The organism is Sphingomonas oryzagri, from assembly GCF_029906645.1.
Taxonomy (GTDB): Bacteria; Pseudomonadota; Alphaproteobacteria; order Sphingomonadales; family Sphingomonadaceae; genus Solisphingomonas; species Solisphingomonas oryzagri.
The window spans coordinates 2,482,917-2,502,421 of sequence record NZ_JARYGZ010000001.1; the positions used below are offsets into that span (position 1 = coordinate 2,482,917).

The 19,505-nt window shown below is 68.6% G+C and carries 18 protein-coding genes; all 18 read right to left on the bottom strand.

All coding sequences use genetic code 11. From position 1 onward, the window contains the following. Window positions 1-38 precede the first annotated feature (38 nt). Entirely contained in the window at window positions 39-1,508 is a 1,470-nt protein-coding gene (gene ftsZ, locus QGN17_RS11955; protein WP_281044710.1) for a cell division protein FtsZ, read from the bottom strand. Window positions 1,509-1,627: 119 nt separating this feature from the next. After that, window positions 1,628-2,890 carry a cell division protein FtsA gene (gene ftsA, locus QGN17_RS11960; RefSeq protein WP_281044711.1) on the bottom strand — a complete coding sequence of 421 codons (1,263 nt, stop codon included), beginning with the start codon at window positions 2,888-2,890 and terminating at the stop codon, window positions 1,628-1,630. 4 nt (window positions 2,891-2,894) lie between these two features. Continuing rightward, complete coding sequence (locus QGN17_RS11965) at window positions 2,895-3,845, bottom strand: cell division protein FtsQ/DivIB (RefSeq protein WP_281044712.1); 951 nt, start codon at window positions 3,843-3,845, stop codon at window positions 2,895-2,897. Then, window positions 3,842-4,807 (bottom strand): D-alanine--D-alanine ligase, encoded by a 966-nt coding sequence (locus tag QGN17_RS11970; RefSeq protein WP_281044713.1) that lies wholly within the window; start codon window positions 4,805-4,807, stop codon window positions 3,842-3,844. The genes QGN17_RS11965 and QGN17_RS11970 overlap by 4 nt, the downstream gene beginning before the upstream one ends. Continuing rightward, complete coding sequence (locus QGN17_RS11975; RefSeq protein ID WP_281044714.1) at window positions 4,804-5,298, bottom strand: DUF4262 domain-containing protein; 495 nt, start codon at window positions 5,296-5,298, stop codon at window positions 4,804-4,806. Before QGN17_RS11975 ends, QGN17_RS11970 begins: the two co-directional genes overlap by 4 nt. Next, complete coding sequence (gene murB, locus QGN17_RS11980; RefSeq protein WP_281044715.1) at window positions 5,295-6,197, bottom strand: UDP-N-acetylmuramate dehydrogenase; 903 nt, start codon at window positions 6,195-6,197, stop codon at window positions 5,295-5,297. Before murB ends, QGN17_RS11975 begins: the two co-directional genes overlap by 4 nt. Beyond that, window positions 6,194-6,397, bottom strand: coding sequence for a hypothetical protein (locus QGN17_RS11985; RefSeq protein ID WP_281044716.1), 204 nt, complete (start codon window positions 6,395-6,397; stop codon window positions 6,194-6,196). Before QGN17_RS11985 ends, murB begins: the two co-directional genes overlap by 4 nt. 118 nt (window positions 6,398-6,515) lie before the next feature. After that, window positions 6,516-7,943 (bottom strand): UDP-N-acetylmuramate--L-alanine ligase, encoded by a 1,428-nt coding sequence (gene murC / locus QGN17_RS11990; RefSeq protein ID WP_281044717.1) that lies wholly within the window; start codon window positions 7,941-7,943, stop codon window positions 6,516-6,518. Between the two features lie 52 nt (window positions 7,944-7,995). Continuing rightward, window positions 7,996-9,129 carry an undecaprenyldiphospho-muramoylpentapeptide beta-N-acetylglucosaminyltransferase gene (gene murG, locus QGN17_RS11995; RefSeq protein ID WP_281044718.1) on the bottom strand — a complete coding sequence of 378 codons (1,134 nt, stop codon included), beginning with the start codon at window positions 9,127-9,129 and terminating at the stop codon, window positions 7,996-7,998. After that, on the bottom strand, window positions 9,126-10,337 hold the full coding sequence (locus tag QGN17_RS12000; protein WP_281044719.1) for a peptidoglycan glycosyltransferase FtsW: 1,212 nt from the start codon (window positions 10,335-10,337) through the stop codon (window positions 9,126-9,128). The genes murG and QGN17_RS12000 overlap by 4 nt, the downstream gene beginning before the upstream one ends. Beyond that, window positions 10,334-11,698 (bottom strand): UDP-N-acetylmuramoyl-L-alanine--D-glutamate ligase, encoded by a 1,365-nt coding sequence (gene murD, locus QGN17_RS12005; protein ID WP_281044720.1) that lies wholly within the window; start codon window positions 11,696-11,698, stop codon window positions 10,334-10,336. Before murD ends, QGN17_RS12000 begins: the two co-directional genes overlap by 4 nt. Continuing rightward, window positions 11,695-12,768: a phospho-N-acetylmuramoyl-pentapeptide-transferase gene (gene mraY / locus QGN17_RS12010; protein ID WP_281044721.1), complete on the bottom strand. Its 1,074-nt coding sequence runs from the start codon at window positions 12,766-12,768 to the stop codon at window positions 11,695-11,697. Before mraY ends, murD begins: the two co-directional genes overlap by 4 nt. Further along, entirely contained in the window at window positions 12,768-14,141 is a 1,374-nt protein-coding gene (locus QGN17_RS12015) for a UDP-N-acetylmuramoyl-tripeptide--D-alanyl-D-alanine ligase (RefSeq protein WP_281044722.1), read from the bottom strand. Before QGN17_RS12015 ends, mraY begins: the two co-directional genes overlap by 1 nt. A 127-nt stretch (window positions 14,142-14,268) precedes the next feature. After that, window positions 14,269-15,714 carry a UDP-N-acetylmuramoyl-L-alanyl-D-glutamate--2,6-diaminopimelate ligase gene (locus QGN17_RS12020; RefSeq protein WP_281044723.1) on the bottom strand — a complete coding sequence of 482 codons (1,446 nt, stop codon included), beginning with the start codon at window positions 15,712-15,714 and terminating at the stop codon, window positions 14,269-14,271. Window positions 15,715-15,724: 10 nt separating this feature from the next. Continuing rightward, the gene (locus QGN17_RS12025; protein WP_281045210.1) at window positions 15,725-17,395 is read right to left on the bottom strand and encodes a peptidoglycan D,D-transpeptidase FtsI family protein; all 1,671 of its coding nucleotides are present in this window, start codon (window positions 17,393-17,395) and stop codon (window positions 15,725-15,727) included. 83 nt (window positions 17,396-17,478) lie between these two features. Next, the gene (locus QGN17_RS12030) at window positions 17,479-18,012 is read right to left on the bottom strand and encodes a hypothetical protein (RefSeq protein ID WP_281044724.1); all 534 of its coding nucleotides are present in this window, start codon (window positions 18,010-18,012) and stop codon (window positions 17,479-17,481) included. Further along, window positions 18,009-18,980 carry a 16S rRNA (cytosine(1402)-N(4))-methyltransferase RsmH gene (gene rsmH / locus QGN17_RS12035; protein WP_281044725.1) on the bottom strand — a complete coding sequence of 324 codons (972 nt, stop codon included), beginning with the start codon at window positions 18,978-18,980 and terminating at the stop codon, window positions 18,009-18,011. Before rsmH ends, QGN17_RS12030 begins: the two co-directional genes overlap by 4 nt. After that, window positions 18,977-19,483, bottom strand: coding sequence for a division/cell wall cluster transcriptional repressor MraZ (locus QGN17_RS12040; RefSeq protein WP_281044726.1), 507 nt, complete (start codon window positions 19,481-19,483; stop codon window positions 18,977-18,979). The genes rsmH and QGN17_RS12040 overlap by 4 nt, the downstream gene beginning before the upstream one ends. Window positions 19,484-19,505: the final 22 nt, after the last annotated feature.

The window sequence follows — 19,505 nt, forward strand, 5'->3', positions numbered from 1 at the left end:
CCCCCTTCGGAACGCTCAATTCCTGGCGGAACGCTCGATTACTGGTTGTTCTGGCGGTTCAGGAAGCCCGGCAGGTCCAGCGTGTCACGACGCTGGGTGGTGGGCTGCTCCTCCTCGACCTGCGCCTTCTGCGCGCCGCGCGCGATCGAGCTCATCCGCTCGAACAGCGTGCCGCCGCTCTCCTTGGCGCTGGATGTCGCGCGGCTGGTGCGCGGCGCGGGGGCCGGCTCCTCGGCCTGCGAACCGGTGTTCAGGAAACGACGGCCCGGCTCGGGCGCGGCCTCCTGCGGCAGCGGATTCGACGTCACCGGCGGGGTAAAGATGGTGTCGGCGCCGAGGACCAACTCGTCACTGTCGTCCTCCGAAGGGGCCGGCTCGGCGGCCTCTTCGGCGGCCGGAACCGCCGGGGCGGGCGTCGCCGCCTGCGGGGCCACCGGAGCCGCGGCGACCGGCGCGGGCGCCGGGGCCGCCGGCGCCTCGACGCGCGGCTTGCTCGCCGCCGGGAAGCTGAACACCTTGGCCGGCTCCGCCTGGGTGCCGACCTCGTTCTCGATGCCGGTGGCGACCACCGACACGCGGATCTTGCCTTCCAGCCCGTCGTTGAAGGCCGAACCCCAGATGATGTTCGCGTCCGGATCGACCAGCTCGCGGATGTGGTTGGCGGCCTCGTCGACCTCCATCAGGCGCATGTCCTCGCCGCCGGTGATCGAGACGATCACGCCCTTGGCGCCCTTCATGCTCACGCCGTCGAGCAGCGGGTTGGCGATCGCCTTCTCGGCCGCCTCGATCGCGCGATTGTCGCCCGATGCCTCGCCGGTGCCCATCATCGCCTTGCCCATCTCGCCCATCACCGAGCGGACGTCGGCGAAATCGAGGTTGATCAGGCCGGGCATGACCATCAGGTCGGTGATCCCGCGCACACCCTGCTGGAGCACCTCGTCCGCCATCTTGAACGCTTCCTTGAAGGTCGTGTTCGGATTGGCGATCAGGAACAGGTTCTGGTTGGGGATGACGATCAGCGTATCGACGTGCTTCTGCAGCTCCTCGATGCCGCTGTCGGCCGAGCGCATGCGGCGCGCGCCCTCGAAGCTGAACGGCTTGGTGACGACGCCGACGGTCAGGATGCCGCGATCGCGCGCCGCCTTGGCGATGACCGGCGCCGCGCCGGTGCCGGTGCCGCCGCCCATGCCGGCCGCGATGAAGCACATGTGCGCGCCGTCGAGCGCCTTCTCGACCTGCTCGAGCGTTTCCTCAGCCGCCGCGCGACCAATCTCCGGACGCGAGCCGGCGCCGAGGCCCTGCGTGATGCGCAGGCCCAGCTGGATGCGGCGCTCCGCCGGCGAGTGGTTCAGCGCCTGCGCGTCGGTATTGGCGACGAGGAAATCGACGCCCTGCACCTCGGCCGCGATCATGTTGGCGATGGCGTTGCCGCCCGCGCCGCCGACGCCGATCACGCTGATGCGGGGGCGAAGCTCGTCCACCTCAGGCCGCACGAATTCGATGCTCATCCCTCAACTCCTTGTGGCCCCCGGCATGACTGACACTGCCCGTAGGGTGATTCTGCCAAATACGGGACTCGGACGCACGTCTAAAAACCGCTTTTCCACAGGTTTTTGCGGCCAGCCGGTCAATATCCGCTCTTGAATGCGGCGATCAGCCGGTGGACGAAGCCCTGGGGCGACGCGCGAGGCCCATCGGGGCGCCCCGGATCGTGCCCGCGCAGATCGATCGGGTTGGACGCCGCATAGAGCGCGAGGCCCGTCAGCGTCGCGAATGCCGGCCCGCCATGCGCCTCCGGCAGCGCCAGCAGACCGCGCGGGCGGCCGATGCGGACGGCGCGGCCGAGTACGCCCTGGATATAGTCGGCGATGCCCTTCAGCTCGGCGCCACCGCCGGTCAGCACCACCTGTCGCCCGACCGGGCCGGCGAAGCCCAGTTCCTTGAGCGCGGCGGCGATGTCGCCCGACAGGATGTCGAGGCGTTGCCTGATCACGGAGATCAGCTGCGCGCGCGTGATGCGCTGCGGCTCGGTGCCCTCCTCCTGCCCGGCCATCGGCGCGACGTCGATCATGTCGTGATTGTCGCGCGGAGACGTGGTTGCGGAGCCGTAGAAGCACTTGATCCGCTCGGCCTGGGATCGGCGCGTGCCGAAGGCGGAGGCGATGTCGTCGGTGATGTCCTGCCCGCCATAGGGGATGGCAGCGAGGCCGACGAGCATCCCGCCCGCGAACAGCGAGACGTTGGTGACGCCCGCGCCCAGCTCGACCAGCGCGACGCCCAGTTCCCGCTCCTCGTCGGACAGGCAGGCGAGACCCGTCGCGATCGGTGCCGCGACAATCGCCTTCACCGCGAGGTGGGCCGACCGGATCGACAGATCGAGGTTGCGCACCGGCGACGAATCCGCCGCGACGACATGGATGTCGACGCCGAGCTTGTCGGCATGGAGGCCGAGCGGCTTCTTCACGCCGCGCACGTCGTCCAGCGTGTAGAGCGTCGGCTGCGCGTGGAGGACCATGCGCCCTTCCGGGTCGATCGAGTTGCGCCCGGCGTCCAGCAGGTCGTCGATGTCGCTCTGCTCGATGCGGTGGCCGCCGAGTTCCACCTCGACCGAGGCGACGCGGCTGACGAGGCCGCCCGCCGAGAAGCCCGCCCACACCTCCTCGATGTTGACGCCCGCGATGCGCTCGGCCTGCTCCACTGCCTCGCGGATCGCGACCTCGGTGCGCTCCATGTCGGCGATGTAGCCGCGGCGCACGCCCCGGCTCTCGCGCTGGCCGGTGCCCAGCACGTTCAACTCGCCGCTCTCGGTCTTCTCCGCGATCAGCGCGCAGACCTTGGACGAACCGATGTCCAGCGCGGTGATCAGCTTGTCGGAACGCCCCTGCGCCATCGCGTCAGACGGCGTCCTGCCCGGCCGGGGTCGGCGGGGTGGCGGGATTGGCGGCGGGATCGGAAATCTCGTGGCCCGGTTCGGCCGAGACGCGCACGACGAACTTGCCGGGGATGCGCATGTCGAAATGGACGAAGCCCTTGCCGAGCAGGGCGGCCGCCTGGTCCATGCGATCGAACTTGGCGTAGGCGTCGCGCGCCTGCTGATCGCCCTCGGGCAGCGCCAGCGTCTCGCCGGTGTTGAAGCGGATATCCCAGCGGCGATCGCCCACCCAGGTCGCGCCGACGAACATCGCTTTCAGGCGCGGCGCGGCGTTGAGCAGGTCGGTCAGCTCGGATGCCTGCATATTGGCATCCGGCCCGACGACGATCGGCAGATCGGGCATCGCCTGCGGATCGACCGGCTGGAGGATCACGCCGGTCTTGTCGATCAGGTTGAGCTTGCCCTGATACTGCCAGATCGCGGCCGGCTCGCGCTCGACGATATCGACCAGCAAGGTGTCGGGCAGCCGGCGCGAGACGCGCGCATCCTGCACCCAGCCGAACTGCATCAATTTGTCGCGGATCTCACCGAGATCGACCAGCGGCATGGCGGTCGATTTCTGGTCGAGCGCCACCGAATAGACCGGCAGGCGATCCATGTGATGGATGCCCTGGATCTCGACGCGCTTCACCTGGAAGCCCATCAGGCCGACCAGCTCGCCGATCTGGGTGCCGACCATCTGCGGCACCTTGAGCACCAGCAGGCCGACGATCAGCAGCACCACCATGATCGCCGCGAACAGCCGGCGGCCAAGCTTGCGCAGCGCATCGGGCTGCATCGGGATCGTCGCGAGCGCCTTGCCGGTCGCCTTGCGGGCACGCGCGTTCGCCGCCTGCGCGCCGCGCCGCGCGACGGTCGGCCCGCGCTGATAGCGCGGCTGGGTGCCACGGCGGATGCGCGCGCGCTCGGTCATTCGTCTTCGTCCCCCCGGCGTGCCGCCGCTTCCTTGAGCGCTTCCTCGACGAGCCGCTGCACCAGCGCCTCGTAGCTCATGCCGACATGCTTGGCCTGCTCGGGCACGAGGCTCAAGGGGGTCATGCCCGGCTGGGTGTTGACCTCCAGTAGATACAGCCCCTCGACGCCCTTTTCGTCGTCCCAGCGGAAGTCCGATCGCGAGCAGCCCTTGCAGCCGAGCAGCCGGTGCGCTTCCTCCGCCATCGCCAGGCACGCGGCGGCGACATCCTCGGGGATCTCGGCCGGGCAGACATGGGTGGTGATGCCGTCGGTATATTTGTGCTCGTAATCGTAGAAGCCGCTGTCGATCTTCAGTTCGGTGACGGCCAGCGCTTTGCCGTCCGCCCCGCCGATCACGGCGGTGGTCAGCTCGCGGCCGCGGATGAAGGGCTCGGCGAGCAGGCGGTCGAAATGCTTCCACGGCCCCTCGGCATCGCGCGCGATCGGGTTGCCGTAATTGCTCTCGTCGCTGACGATCGCGACGCCGACCGAGCTGCCCTCATTGACGGGCTTCAGCACATAGGGGCGCGGCAGCGGATCGCCGGCGTAGAGCGTCTCGCTCTCTACGACCTTACCCTGCGGCATACGGATGCCGTGGGGGACGAGCGCCTGCTTGGTCAGCTCCTTGTCGATAGCGATCACCGAGGTGGTGAGGCCCGAGTGGGTGTAGGGCAGGCCCATGATGTCGAGCAGGCCCTGGATCGACCCGTCCTCGCCCGGCGTGCCGTGCAGCGCGTTGAACACCACGTCGGGCGCGGCGAGGCTGAGCTTGGTGGCGATGTCGCGCTCCATGTCGATCGCGACGACGCGGTGGCCGAGAGCATCAAGCGCGGCAGCGACGCCCCGGCCCGAGGTGAGCGAAACCTCGCGCTCGGCCGACCAGCCGCCCATGAGGACGGCGACGTGGAGGGGGCGGGTCATGACAGGCCGGTTTCCGTGGCTAGAGGGGGTTGCGACCAGCGCACTATCTCGGAGCAGCCGTCGTCCCAAGGGAACAGGCCATCCTGAGCGCCGGGCCAGACGATCTGGAACGCCGCGTCCATTTCCTCGCCTGCCACATGGCGGCGAAACCACATAGCGGAATTGAAATATTCGCGGGTGATGTTGGCGCGAGGAATCTCAAGCGCCATGCAAACATGCCCCGCGAGCAAGCCGGGAATCTCCAGCCCGTCCTCAAGCCGAAGGCCCTCGCGGCATTTCCGCATAGTCTCGTTGATGATGAACTTCATCATGTCCATCGGCAGTCCGAAAACGATAATTTCCGGCTGATCGATCGTCTCCGGAAAACCGACCGAATATGCGAAGGCTGGCGTGTCCTCATTGGCATCGAAGATGTAGTTGATGTGGCAACCATGCTCGCGCACGTTCGCAATGATTTCGCGCTCGAAATCGGCGGGTTCGGTGCGCGTCACTTCGCCACACCCACGCGCTGAATCTCCCAATCCAGTTCGATGCCGCTCTGCGCCTTCACCCGCGCGCGTACCTCCTCGCCCAGCGCCTCGATGTCTGCCGAGGTGGCGGCGCCGAGGTTGAGCAGGAAGTTGGTATGCTTTTCCGAAACCTGCGCGTCGCCGATCGTGAGGCCCCGGCAGCCCGCCGCATCGACCAGCTGCCAAGCCTTGTGGCCGTCCGGATTCTTGAAGGTCGAGCCGCCGGTCTTGGAACGGAGCGGCTGCGAGGCCTCACGCTCGGCGGCGATGCGGTCCATCTCCGCCCCGATCGCGGCCGGTTCGCCGGGATGACCCCGGAAGGTCGCCGAGACGACGATCGCGCCTTCGGGCAGCTCGGAATGGCGATAGGTGTAGCCGAGATCGGCATTGGCCAGCGTCCGCCGCTCGCCCGACCGCAGCACCACCTCGCACTCGATCAGGATATCCTTCACTTCGCGGCCATAGGCGCCGCCGTTCATTCGCACGAAGCCGCCGACCGCACCGGGGATCGAGCGCAGGAACTCGATGCCGGCAATGCCCGCATCGCGCGCGGTCGAGGAGACGAGGATACCGCTCGCGCCGCCGCCGCAGCGGATCGTGGTCTCGTCCAGCCGTTCGACCTTCGCGAAGGCCTTGCCCAGCCGCACCACCACGCCCGGCACGCCGCCGTCGCGCACGATCAGGTTGGAGCCGAGGCCGAGGCCCATCACCGGCGTCGCCGGATCGAGGCGCGCCAGAAAATCGCTCAGATCGTCGATGTCCGCCGGCTCGAACAGCCACTCGGCCGCCCCGCCCGCCTTGAACCAGACGAGCGGCGCCAGCGGCGCCTGCTCGGTCAGGCGCCCGCGCACGGTCGGCAGAGCGAGCGCCGCCGCGCTCATGCCTTGGGGCTCCACAAGGCGATCCAGCTTTCCCACGCCTTCACGCCGGACATGCCGGCATCGTGCGCCGCCTTCTGGAAGGCGATGCCGTCCTGCCCGGCCTTCATCGCCGTCTGCATCAGGTCGAGCTGGCGCTGCTGGAAGCGCAGCACCTCTTCCTGAAAGGCGATGAAGCCCATGAAGGGGTGGCGTTCGCTCACCGCGCCCTCACCACGAATGCACCGTTCGCACTGAGCCTGTCGAAGTGCGTGCCCCAAGCGGTTGCGCTTGCAGCACGTCCTTCGACTTCGCTCAGGACGAACGGGGCGAGCGCGTTGGTCACTCGGCCGGCTCCGTCACCTTGGCGCGCTCCGCCTCGATGGCAGTCGCAAGCCCGGCGGCCCACTTCGTGATGTCGCCCGCGCCGAGACAGATCACCATGTCCTTGGGCTTGAGCACGCCCGCCAGCTCCTTCGCCAGCGCGTCGGCGCCGGCGATCTCGTTGGCCGAGCGGTGGCCGCGCATCCTGAGGCCCGCGACCAAAGCGGCGGCGTCGACACCCTCGATCGGCTGCTCGCCCGCCGCATAGACGGGGGCGACATACACCATGTCGGCATCGTTGAAGGCGCCCTGGAACTCCTCCATCAGATCGCGCAGGCGGGTGAAGCGGTGCGGCTGTGCCACGGCGACGACACGGCCCTCCGCCCCTTCCCGCGCGGCGGAAAGCACCGCGCGGATCTCGACCGGGTGGTGGCCGTAATCGTCGATGATCGTCGCACCGCCCGTCTCGCCGACCTTGGTGAAGCGCCGCTTGACGCCGCCGAACTTGGCGAAGCCCGTGCGGATCACCTCGTCCTTCACGCCCAGCTCCAGCGCCACGCCGATCGCGGCGAGCGCGTTGGAGACATTGTGGCGGCCGGGCATCGGCAGCTCGATTCCCTCGATCGATCGGCTGGTGCCGTCGCGGTGGCGGATGATCGTCTCGAAGCGGTTGCCGCCGGGGATCGGGGTGACGTTGACGCCGCGCACGTCGGCCTGCGCGCTGAACCCGTAGGTGACGACGCGGCGATCGCGCACGCGCGGGATGATCTTCTGCACCTCGGGATGATCGAGGCAGAGCAAAGCCGCGCCGTAGAAGGGCACGTTCTCGACGAACTCGACGAAGGCGTCCTTCACCGCATCGAACGAGCCATAATGGTCGAGATGCTCGGGATCGATGTTGGTGACGATGGCGTAGGTGCCGTCGAGGCGCAGGAAGCTGCCGTCGCTCTCGTCGGCCTCCACCACCATCCAGTCGCTGGCACCAAGGCGGGCGTTGGAGCCGTAGCTGTTGATGATACCGCCGTTGATCACGGTCGGGTCCACCCCACCGGCATCGAGCAGCGCCGCGACCATCGAGGTGGTGGTGGTCTTGCCGTGGGTGCCCGCCACCGCGACGGTGGACTTCAGGCGCATCAGTTCGGCCAGCATCTCGGCGCGGCGGACGACGGGGATGCGCTCTTCCAGCGCGCGCTCGACCTCGGGGTTGCCGCGCTTGATCGCGGTGGAGGTGACGACCACCGCCGCGTCGCCGAGATTGGCGGCGTCATGCCCGATCATCACCTTGATGCCGCGCTTGCGCAGGCCCTCGATCACATAGCCTTCGACCACGTCCGAACCCTGCACGGTGTAGCCGAGATTGTGCATCACCTCGGCGATGCCCGACATGCCGATGCCGCCGATGCCGATGAAATGGATGGTGCCGATGTCGGTGGCGACCCCTTTCATCGGACGCCTCCGATGAAAGGGGTAGCCTGTCCTGAGCTTGTCGAAGGGCCCTTCACGCGAGTGCTTCCTTGAATGTTGCGGCCGGCCCGACGGGGGCCGGGGTGGGGCCGGCGAGGCTCTCGACCAGATCGGCGAGCGCCTGCGTGGCATGGGGGTAGCCCGCATCGCGGGCGCGGGCGGCAGCGGTGGCGAGAGCGCCGGGCTCCATGGCCATCTTCTGCATCTGCTTGGCGAGCTGCTGCGGAGTGAACTTCGATTGCGGGATCGAGGTGGCGCCGCCGGTCGCCGCCATCTCGCGGGCGTTGGCGGTCTGGTGGTCGTCCATCGCGCTCGGCAACGGCACGAGGATGGCGGGGCGACCGGCGGCGGTCAGCTCGGCGATGGTGGACGCGCCGGAACGGCCGACGAACAGGTGGCTCCAGCCCAGCCGCTCGGGCAGATCGCCGAGATAGGTGGCGAGGTCGGCCGGGATGTCGAGCTCGGCGTAGCGGGCACGGACCTTGTCGATATCCTCCGGACGGCACTGCTGCGTCACCTGCAACCGCTGGCGCAGCGCGATCGGCAGCAGGCCCAACGCATCCGGCACCACGGTCGAGAGGACCGAAGCCCCCTGCGATCCGCCGGTGACGAGCAGGCGGAAGACGCCCTCCTCGGTGAGCGGGGGATAGGGCTGGTCGCGCAGCGCGAGGATCTCGGCGCGGACGGGGTTGCCGACGATCACCGGCTCGACGCTCTTCGGCACGCGATCGACCTGGTGATAGGCGGTCGCCAGCACCTTCACCCAGCGCGCGAGCAGGCGGTTGACGCGACCGAGCACGGCATTCTGTTCGTGCAGCGCCGTCGGCACCTTCTCGCCCAGCGCGGCCAGCAAAGTGGGAAGCGCCGGATAGCCGCCGAACCCGACCACCACCGACGGCTCGAACTGCCGGATCAGCGCCTTGGCCGCCTTGCGCCCCGCCATGATGCCCCGCGAGGCCGTGATCCAGCTGAACAGGCCGCCGCCCAGCCGCCCGGCCGGCAGCACATGCACGTCGACGCCCTTGAAGATGCCCGGGATGCGCGCGCCGCGATCGTCCGTCACCAGCACGACCCTGTGGCCGCGCTTCATCAGTTCCTCGGCCAGCGCGTGGGCCGGGATCATGTGGCCGCCGGTGCCGCCGGCGGCGAGAAGGAAGGTGCGCTTCACCGGGCCTTGTTCCAGGTCACGACATAGGGGGACCGGGTGAGATACGGGTTCCGGCGCGTAAAGGCCAGCAGCAAGCCGAAGCCCATCGAAAGCGCGATCATCGACGATCCGCCGTAGGAGATGAACGGCAGGGTCATGCCCTTTGACGGCGCCAGCTGCACGTTCACCGCCATGTTGATGATCGCCTGCGCGCCGAATTGCGTGGCGAGGCCGGCGGCGGCGAGCAGGATGAACTGGTCCTCCTCGTCGAGCAATTTCACGAACACGCGCACCATGATCGCGGCGTAGAGCGCGGCGATGGCGATGCAGGCGATCAGGCCGAATTCCTCACCGATCACCGAGAAGATATAGTCGGTATGCGGCTCGGGCAGCTTGAACTTCATCGTCCCCGCCCCCGGCCCGGTGCCGAAGAAGCCGCCGTGCAGCAGCGTGCGGCGAGCCGAATCCACCTGATAGGTGTCGCCGGTCTGGAACAGGAAGTTGTCGATGCGCAGATGCGCGACCGGGTAGAAGAGATACGCCAGCACCACCACCGCCACGCCCGATCCGGCGAGGATGGCGAGGCCCTTCATCGGCGCGCCGGAGAGGGTCAGCAGCGCCGTCCACAGCAGCAGGAACATCACCGTCTGGCCGAAGTCCGGCTGCTTCATCAGGCAGGCGGCGATCAGGCCGGTCACGACGAGGCTGATCGGCACCACGGGCAGCGAGCGGTCATGCTGCTTGAGCGAGAACAGCCACGCCATCGCCACCACGTAGAGCGGCTTCAGGAATTCGGAGGGCTGCAGCTGCGCCGCGCCCGTGCCGATCCAGCGCCGTGCGCCGTTGACCTGGTGGCCGAGCACCGGGGTCAGCACCAGCAGCAGGACGAACACCGCCGCACCCACGAGGCAAAGCCGCCGTGCCATCGGTTTCGGGAACATCGAGGTCACGAACATCACCGGGATGCCGATCCCCAGCCACATCACCTGCTTGTAGAAATAATAAAGCGGCGGGAACTGCACCGCACCGTCCGAATAGCGCACGCCTGCGGCCGGCGAGGCGGCGGCGACGGCGATCAGGCCGATACCGATCAGCACCGTCACCAGCGCGAGCAGGACGAGATCGATCTCCCAGAACCAGCGGCCGAGCGCCGAGCGGTCCGCGCGGCCGAGCCGCGGCGGCTTGCCCCGGCGGAAGCGTCCACGGCGCGGAACGGCGTCCATCTTCATGCCTCGCTCCCCAGCATAGACACCGCCGCGCGGAAGGCATCGCCGCGCGCCTCGTAATCCCGGAACTGGTCGTAGGAGGCGCAGGCGGGCGAGAGCAGCACCACCTCGCCCGGCCGCGCGATCTGGGCGGCCTGCTTCACCGCAGCGTTCAGCGTGCCGACGTTGCGCGCATGGATGCCGGATTCGAGCAGGATGCGCTCGAACAGCTCCGCCGCCTCGCCGATCGTCCAGGCGGAGACGACATGGCCATAGAAGGGCTTGCAGGCATCGAGATCGTCGGTCTTGCGCTTGCCGCCGAGGATCCAGTGGATGCGCGGATAGGCGCCGAGCGCTGGCGCGGTGGAGGTGGCGTTGGTCGCCTTGCTGTCGTTGACGTACAGCACGCCGTCGATCTCGGCCACGCGCTGCATCCGGTGCGGGAGACCGGGGTAGGTGAGCAGAGCCTCGTCGATCTTGTCACGAGAGATACCAAGAAGTTCGGTCGCAGCCAGCGCGACCACCGCATTTTGAGCGTTGTGAGGCCCAGCCAAAGAGGGGCCAACCTTGGGTGCGCCGATCGCTTGCGAGACGGCGAGCACCTCGCCTCCTTCGTAGGTAGGGTCGAACTTCCTCTTGGGCTCGCGATCTGCCGAGAGTCGGGCAGCAATCTTAAGCGAGGGGTCGTCATCGATGGCAATTACGGCGGCACCGGAATGCTGCATCGCGAACAGCCGCTCTTTGGATGCCGCATAGGCCTCGAACCCGTCATAGCGATCGAGATGGTCCGGCGTGATGTTGGTCAGCACCGCGACGTCGGCGTCGAGGGTGAAGGTCAGGTCGATCTGGAAGCTCGACAGCTCCAGTACGTAGACGCCGCCTGCCGGCAGCGGCTCCTGCCCGAGGATCGGCAGGCCGATATTGCCGCCGAGCGTCGTCGGCACGCCCGCCGTCTGAAGGATATGGTGGATCAGCGCGGTAGTGGTCGACTTGCCGTTGGTGCCGGTGATCGCGACGACCTTGTGCTCCGGCAGCGACGCGCGCGCCTGCGCGAACAGCTCGATATCGCCGATGACCGGCACGCCCGCCGCCTTGGCGCGAGCCGCGATCGGGTGCGTGTTGAGCGGCACGCCCGGCGAGACGACGATGCCGTCATAGCCGGCGAGATCGATGACCAAGGGGTCGGCGAGTCCCAAGGTAACACTGTCGAGGGATCGGGAGAGGGCTTGCACCTCATCCACGAGCGCCTCCCGCTTCGCCTCATCCAAATCCCACGCGGTCACACTCGCGCCACTTGCGATAAGCGCGCGCGCAGTCGCCAGCCCCGAGCGCGCGAGGCCCAGCACCGCGTAGCGTTTCCCGGCAAAGACGGGGGAGACGATCACCGGAGCTTCAGCGTGGCGAGGCCCGCCAGCGCGAGGATGAAGGCGACGATCCAGAAGCGGATCACCACGGTCGGCTCGGACCAGCCGATCTGTTCGAAATGATGGTGGATCGGCGCCATCTTGAACACGCGCTTGCCGGTGCGCTTGTAGAAGAACACCTGGATGATGACGGAGAGCGCCTCCACCACGAACAGCCCGCCGACGATGCCCAGCACGATCTCGTGATGGCAGGCCACCGCGATGGTGCCGATCGCGCCGCCCAGCGCGAGGCTGCCGGTGTCACCCATGAAGACGGCGGCCGGCGGCGCGTTGAACCACAGGAAGGCGAGGCCCGCCCCGATGATCGCCGCGCAGATGATCGGCAGGTCGGCCGCGCCCGGCACGTGCGGGATACCGAGATAGGTCGCGAACTTCACGTTGCCGACGAGGTAGGAGATCACGAAGAAGGCGAGGCAGGCGATGATCACCGGCATGGTGGCGAGGCCGTCCAGCCCGTCCGTCAGGTTCACCGCATTGCCGAACGCCACGATCGTGAAGGCGGCAAAAGCGATATACCCCCAGCCCAGATCGATCACCGGCCCGTTGTAGAAGGGCACGTAGAGATGCGTGTTGCCGCCCAGGCTGACGAGGATCCAGCTGGCGATGCCGGCGATCATGAACTCGAACAGCAGGCGCACCTTGCCGGAGACACCGGCCGTGGAGCGCTTCTTCACCTTGTCGTAATCGTCGAGGAAGCCGATCGCGCCGAAGCCCAAAGTCACGAACAGCACCGCCCAGGTGTAGCGGTTGGCGAGGTCCATCCACAGCAGCATCGAGACGACGAGGCTGGTCATGATCATCAGCCCGCCCATGGTCGGCGTGCCGCGCTTGGCGAGGTGGCTCTGCGGGCCGTCGGCGCGGATCGGCTGGCCCTTGCCCTGCCGCACGCGTAGCCAGCCGATGAAGCGCGGCCCGATGATCAGGCCGAGGAACAGGGCCGTCAGCGCGGCGGCGCCGGCGCGGAAGGTGATGTAGCGGATCAGGTTGAGGGCGTGGGGGAAGCCCAGATGATCGGCGATCAGATACAGCATTAGGCAAACTCTCCCGCCAGCGCCGAGACGACGCGGGCGAGCCCGATGGCGTTGGACCCTTTGACGAGCACCGCGTCGCCGGGGCGGAGCATCTGCTCCAGCTTCAGGCGGGCGGTCGCGGCGTCGGGCACATGCTCGACGTGGACGCGGCCCGCAAGCGATTCGGCGAGTGGCGTCATGCCCTCGCCGACGAGGATGACCGGATCGGCGCCCGCCGCGATCAGCGGATCGGCGAGCGCCGCGTGATAGGCGGCCGATCCCTCGCCCAGTTCGCGCATTTCGCCCAGCAGAGCGATGCGGCGGCTGGCCTTCTCCTGCCCCAGCTCGCGGATCGTCGCGGCCATCGAGGCGGGGTTGGCGTTGTAGCTCTCGTCGATGATCAAAGCCTCGCCGTCGTGGAGGCGGACGGCGCGACGCGCGCCGCGTCCGGGAAGCCCCGCCATCTCGGCGAGCGCGAGGCCGGCCGCCGCGAGATCGCCACCCGCCGCTTCCACAGCCGCCAGCACGGCCAGCGCGTTGGACACCCAATGCTCACCGGGCAGGCCGATGGTGAAGGTCAGCTGGCCGGTCGGCAGCGTGGCGTTGACCAGCGTGCCGGCGATGCCGCGCACCGCCTCGTTGGCGCGCACGTCCGCGCCCTTGCCGCGCCCGAAGCTGAGAATATTCGCGGCATAGGGCTCGGCGGCGGCGCGCAGGCGCTCGTAATGCGGGCTGTCGAAGGGCACGATCGCGGTGCCGCCCGGCTCGAGGCCGCGGAAGATCTCGCCCTTGGCATCGGCGATCGCTTCCTCGCCGGAGAAGAAGGCGGAGTGAGCAGGCGCGATGGCGGTGACGAGCGCGACGTGGGGGCGGACGAGCCTGGTCAGCGCGTCCAACTCGCCGGCATGGTTCATGCCCATCTCGAACACGCCGAACTTGGTGTCGGCGGGCATCCGTGAGAGGCTGAGCGGCACGCCGACATGGTTGTTGTAGCTCTTGACCGATCGGTGCGCGCGGCCCGGCACTGCGCGATCGAGCGCGGCGTAGAGCGCCTCCTTGGTGCCCGTCTTGCCGACCGATCCGGTGACGCCGATGATCCTGGCGTCCGTGCGAGCGCGCGAGGCGGCGCCGAGCGCGTTCAGCGCGGCAGTCGTATCGGCGACGCGGACGTGCGGGCCTTCGACGGGATCGGAGACGAGCACGCCGGCCGCACCCTGCTTGTAGGCTTGGCTGACGAACTTGTGGCCGTCGGTGCTCTCGCCCTTGAGCGCGACGAACAGATCGCCGGGACCGACCTCGCGCGAATCATAGGCGACGCCCGAGACAGGAAAGTCGGTCGAGGCTTCGCCGCCGGTGGCCGACGCGATGGCGGCGGATGTCCAGAGCGCCTTCATGCGCCCGCTCCTGAGGCCCGTCCTTCGACTTCGCTCAGGACGAACGGGGCGCGTGGGGCATACGCGGATCCCCCCGTTCGTCCTGAGCCTGTCGAAGGACGGGCTGCAGGCGAGGCGGCACACACACTCACGCCGCCACCTCGCGCGCTACGGAAACATCGTCGAACGGCAGCACCAGATCGCCGACGATCTGTCCGGTCTCGTGGCCCTTGCCGGCGACCAGCACGACATCGCCCTCGCCCGCCTCCGCCACGGCGGCGGCGATGGCGGAGCGGCGGTCGCCCACCTCGCGCGCACCGGGTGCTGCGGCCATGATCGCGGAGCGGATCGTCGCCGGATCCTCGGTGCGGGGATTGTCGTCGGTGACGATCGCGACGTCCGCCATGCGCGCGGCGATCGCACCCATCTCCGGCCGCTTGCCAGTGTCACGGTCGCCGCCCGCGCCGAACACGACGATCAGTCGCTCCTTCGCATGAGGTTTCAGCGCCTCGATCGCCGCCTGCAGCCCGTCCGGCGTGTGCGCGTAATCGACGTAGACCGGCGCGCCCTTGGCGGTGATGACGGCGCGCTCCAGCCGCCCGCGCACCGGCTGGAGGCGCGACAGGCCACCCAGCACGTCGGAGAGCGCACCGCCCGTCGCCAGCGCGAAGCCGGCCGCGACCAGCGCGTTGGCCGCCTGATAGGCGCCGATCAGCGGCAGGTTGACCTTGTGAATCTTGCCCTCGGCCTCGATCATCAAGGTCTGGCCGAGCTGGGTCGGCGTGCGCTCGACGAGCTTCAGCGTCTCGCCCTTGGCGCCGACGGTGAGCAAGTTGAGCCCCCGCTCCCGCGCGATGTCCATCACCCGCGCCGAGACGGGATCGTCCGCCCAGATCACCGCGCTGCCGTCGCGATCGACCACCTCGGAGAACAGCCGCAGCTTGGCCTCCAGATAGGCCTCCATCGTGCCGTGATAATCAAGATGGTCGCGGCTGAGGTTGGTGAAGCCTACCACCTTCACCGGCAGCCCCTCGGTACGGAATTGAGCGAGGCCGTGGCTGGAGGCCTCGAAGGCGGCGTGGGTCACGCCCTCGCGGCGCAGGCCCGCCATGTTGGAGAGGAAGGTGACGATATCGGGCGTGGTCAGGCCGGTCGACACCGCCTGCGCCTTGCCCTCGCCGTCGGTCGTGGTGACGCCGAGCGTGCCGATCGAGGCGGCAGAGAAACCCTGCATCCGCCACAGCTGGCGGGTTAGCTCGACCGTCGAGGTCTTGCCGTTGGTGCCGGTGACGGCAATGGTCGTCTCGGGAAACGGCGCGAAGAAGCGCGCCGCGATCCGGGCGAAGGCGCGACGCGGCTCGGCATCGGCGATGTGGACGACGCCCGCCGGCACGCTCGCCTCGGGCCGCGCGACCACCGCGACCGCGCCCGCCTCGACCGCGCCCGCGATATAATCCTCGCCGTTGCGCGCTAGGCCCCGGAAGGCACCGAACACCGTGCCGGGCGCGACCTTGCGATGATCGATCGCGCAGCCGGTCACCGTCGCATCCGCCTTGTCGCCCGCCACTTCGCCGATCAGCGCACCGAGTTTCATGAGCCTTCGATCAATCCTTGTCGTGGGCGGCCGCGGCCGCACCGGTCAATGCTTTCGCCTTGTCGGCATCGGGACGCCAGATCAGCGGCAGCAGGTCGCTCTCATCGACGTCGTGGCGTTCGTCGGGGATGATGCCCAGCAGCGGGCCGATGCGCGAGATCATCCGGCCCATCGCCGGGCCGACCACCCAGGCCGCCGTGGTGAAGCCGTAGGTGTCGGCGGTCGCGTGCGGGCCGTCGAGCGTCATCATCACCATATAATGGGGGTCGTCCATCGGGAAGACGCCGGCGAAGGTCGAGACGTTGAGCTTCTTGTTGTAGCCGCCGTCCATCGCCTTCTCGGCGGTGCCGGTCTTGCCGCCCAGCCGGAAGCCCGGAACATCGGCCTTCTTGCCGGTGCCGCCCGCCGCCGGCATCACGACGAGGCGCAGCAGCTGGCGCATCCGCGCGCTGGTCGCCTCCGAGATCACGCGCCGGCCGGGGTTGAGCGGATGCTCCGGCCCCACCTTGTAGAGCGTCGCCGGACGATAGATGCCGCCGTTGGTCAGCGCGCAATAGGCGATGGCGAGGTTGAGCGGCGTCACCGCGATGCCGTGCCCGTAGGCGACCGTCATCGTCGTGGTGCGGCCCCAGTAGCGCGGCCAGAGCGGCTTGACCTTGCCGGTAAGCTCGATCTCGGGCGGGCGATCGAAGCCCAGCTTGTCGAACATCGCCGTCTCGCGCTGCTGGCCGAGTTCGTCGGCGATACGGGCGGTGACGATGTTGGACGACTTTACGAACATCTCGGGGATATCGAGCCAGCGGCCCGCCGGCTCGTCATCGTGGATCTTGTAGCGTCCGATCTGCAGCGGCGCGGTCGCGTCATACTTCTTCGCCATCGAGGTGATGGTGCCGCTCTCGATCGCGTTGGCGAGCGTGATCGCCTTGAACGTCGAACCCAGCTCGTAGACCGACTGGGTCATGTTGTTCTTCAGATTGCCGATGTCGGTGGCGCCCGGATCGTTCGGGTTGAAGTTGGGCAGCGACACCATCGCCAGCACCTCGCCGGTGCGCACGTCCATCACGATGCCGGACGCGGCGGCGGCGGTGAACTTGTCCTTGGCGGCACCCAGCTCGTCCTCCAGCGCCGCCTGAACGCGCGCGTCGATCGACAGCTGGACGGGCGTGCCGCGCTTGTTCGGATCGAGCAGGCGGTTGTTCAGCACCTTCTCCATGCCGAACACGCCGCGCCCGTCGATATTGGTCCAGCCGAGCACGTGGGCGGCCAGCGTGGTCTGCGGGTAGAGCCGCTCCGGCTCCTGCGCCAGCGCGATGGCCGGCTCGCCGATCGCATTCGCCTGCGCCACCAGTTCGGGCGTGGCGCGACGGCGGAGATAGATGAAGTTCTTCTTGGACCGCAGCATCGCGAAATAGTCCGCGACGCTGCGCTCGGGCATCAGCCGGTTCAGCTTCTGCGCGACCTCCATCGGGTCGTTGACCAGCTTGTTCGGGTGCAGGCCGATCGACCAGGCCATGATCGTGCGGGCAAGCGGCACGCCGTTGCGATCGACGATGTCGCCGCGCGCCGGCAGCAGGCCGTCACCGGCCGGAGTCGGCGCCGATCCGGTGAGGAAGATCGACGAGAAGATCAGCTTGAGCGCGATCACGCCGACCACGCCCAGGAACACCAGCATCACCACCATCAGGCGAAAATGCACAAGCGCCAGCGATTGCTGGCGCTTGTCGGCAAGCCGGACCCGATCGGGGCGCGTTATGGTGGCCGTCGTCACGGCCGGCGGGACTTCCCGCCCCGGTCGAGATAGGCGACCACCTGGTCGCTCGGGATCGTCAGGCTGGCACGCTGCAGGACGGGCCGCTGCGCCGGCGCATCGAGATCGAGCGACACCGAATGAACCAGCCGGGTCGCCGGCGCATCCACCACCTTGCGATAGGCCACAGCCGCCACCGCCGGCGCAGCCTGGAGGCCCGATGCGTCGGGGGCAGCGTCCGCATTCGGGGCGGGCGCGGTGGTGGACAGGGAGGCGAGCTGCATCTCACCCGCCAGATACTGGCGCGCCTTGGGCGCGGTCAACGAGAGGACGTCTGCGTTCCACCGCTCCAGCTGCACCAGTCGGCTCCGCGTATTGAGTTCGGTGGTGAGCGCGCGGATATCCTGCTGCCCGGTGAGCAGGGCATGTTCGGTGTCCGCCACCTTCGCCCGCTCGGCCGCGACCTGCAGCGAGACGAGATAGCAGCCCAGCGCCGCAGCGCCGGCGACGGCCGACCAGCTGACGGTCTTGAAACGGGTGGCGATCGTCATCGACGGGATCCTTGGGCAGGTGGAGCGGCCTCACGGGGCCAGGCGGAAGCGGCGGTGCGGGTGGCGGCGCGGAGCGTCGCCGAGCGCGAACGGGGGTTGCGGCGGGTCTCGGCCTCGCCCGCACGGATGCCACGCGACACGGACTCGAAACTCTGCGGGCGGGCGGCGCCGGCCTGCGGGCGATGGCGCGAACCGGCCGGCGCGGGCTTGCCGCGCGCCGTCAGGAAGCGCTTCACCATGCGATCCTCGAGACTGTGGAAGCTCACCACGGCAAGGCGGCCGCCATCCTTCAGCAGCGCCTCGGCGGCGGCGAGGCCCTCGTCCAGCTCGTCCAGCTCGCGGTTCAGGTGGATCCGGATCGCCTGGAAGGTCCGCGTCGCGGGATCCTTGGGCATACCCGGATGATGGCCGACCGCGCGGCGCACCACCTCGGCCAGCTCGCCAGTGCGGGCGAGCGGACGCGCGGCGACGATGGCGCGGGCGATACGGCGGGCGCGCGGCTCCTCGCCATAATGATGGAGCACGTCGGCGATCACCGATTCGTCGGCGGTGTTGACGAAGTCGGCGGCGCTCTCGCCCTCCTGGCTCATCCGCATGTCGAGCGGGCCGTCGCCCTGGAAGGAGAAGCCGCGCTCGGCCTGATCGAGCTGCATCGAGGAGACGCCGATATCGAGCGTCACGCCGTCGACCTGACCGACGCCGCGCTCGGCCAGGGCCTCGCCCATGCGCGAGAAACGCTCCGCTACCAGTACCAGCCGGCCACCGCTCTCAGCCTCCAGCACACGGCCGGCGGCGATGGCATCGGGATCGCGATCGAAGGCGTAGACCCTCGCGGCACCCGCCGCGAGAATCGCGCGGGTATAGCCGCCGGCGCCGAACGTACCGTCTACATGCGTCTCGCCGGGCTGCACGGCCAGCGCCGCCAGAACCTCGTCGAGCAGGACCGGGATGTGAGGCGCTTCACTCACAGCACGATCCCCCGCTCTTTCAGCAGGAAGGCGAGCGGCTTGCGCACGCGCGACGTCTCGGGGAGGCGCTCCATCGCGATGCGGGGGTTCCAGATCTGGAAGGTCAGGCCGGCGCCGACGAAGAAGGCGAGATCCTCGATCTGACCGAACTCGCGCAGCATGGGGGAGAGGACCATGCGGCCGGCACCGTCGAAGGTGACACGCTCGAGGCCGCCATGCGCGTCCATCGCCAGCTCTTCCAGCTTATCCATGCGTTCGGCGGCGGGAAGCTCCGCGACGCTGGCGGCGAGCTGGATATCGATCTCGGCGGAGGCGACGGCATCGAGCGCCCACAGGCAGTCGCCGCTCTTGTGCTCGCCGATCTTGAGGGCGTTCTCGGGATCGAGGGCGTTGGCGAGGGCGCGCTTTTCGATGAGCGTCCGGAAGCTGGCCGGCACCGACACCCGTCCCTTCGCGTCCACCGCGTTCAGCGCATGGCCTTGAAAGATGTGGCCGATGTCCAACCCGAAAGCCCCGTTTGGCGAC